Annotated in this window: 1 pseudogene; it reads left to right on the top strand. The window is 65.2% G+C overall.

The window, feature by feature from the left end:
* A pseudogene (locus INT12_RS30945) lies at positions 1–632 on the top strand (MFS transporter); the annotation flags it as partial.

Here is a 632-nt window from a genome sequence, read left to right as displayed (position 1 = left end):
GTACGGCGGCCAGTTCTACGCGCTGTTCTTCCTGAGCAGCATGCTGAAGGTCGATGCCACCACCTCCTACCTGCTGATCGCCGCTGCACTGGCCCTGGGTACGCCGTTCTTCATCTTCTTCGGCTGGCTGTCCGATCGCATCGGCCGCAAGAAGATCATCCTGGCCGGCTGCCTGTTGGCCGCAGTGACCTACATACCGGTGTTCAAGGGCCTGACCCACTTCGCCAACCCGGCCATCGAAGAAGCCCGCAGCAGCCCCCCGCCCCTCGTGATTGCCGACCCGAACACCTGCTCGTTCCAGTTCGATCCGGTCGGCCTGCGCAAGTTCACCAGCTCCTGCGACGTGGCCACCGCCGCGCTGACCAAGGCGGGTGTGCCGTACGACGTGCAGCCTGCCGCCGCCGGTTCGCTGGCGCTGGTAAGCGTGGGCAACACCCAGGTGACCTCGTTCGAGGCCGCCGGCCTGACCAAGGATGAGCTCAAGGCCAAGGGCGATGCCTTCGGTGGCGAACTCAAGGCGGCGCTGACCGCAGCGGGTTACCCGGCAAAGGCCGACAACGCGCGCATCAACATCGCCGGCACCGTGTTCATGCTGTGGATCCTGGTGATGTACGTGACCATGGTCTACGGCC

The sequence above is a fragment of the Pseudomonas sp. K8 genome (assembly GCF_014889455.1).
Taxonomy (GTDB): Bacteria; Pseudomonadota; Gammaproteobacteria; order Pseudomonadales; family Pseudomonadaceae; genus Aquipseudomonas; species Aquipseudomonas veronii.
This window is presented reverse-complemented; position numbering and strand designations above follow the sequence as displayed.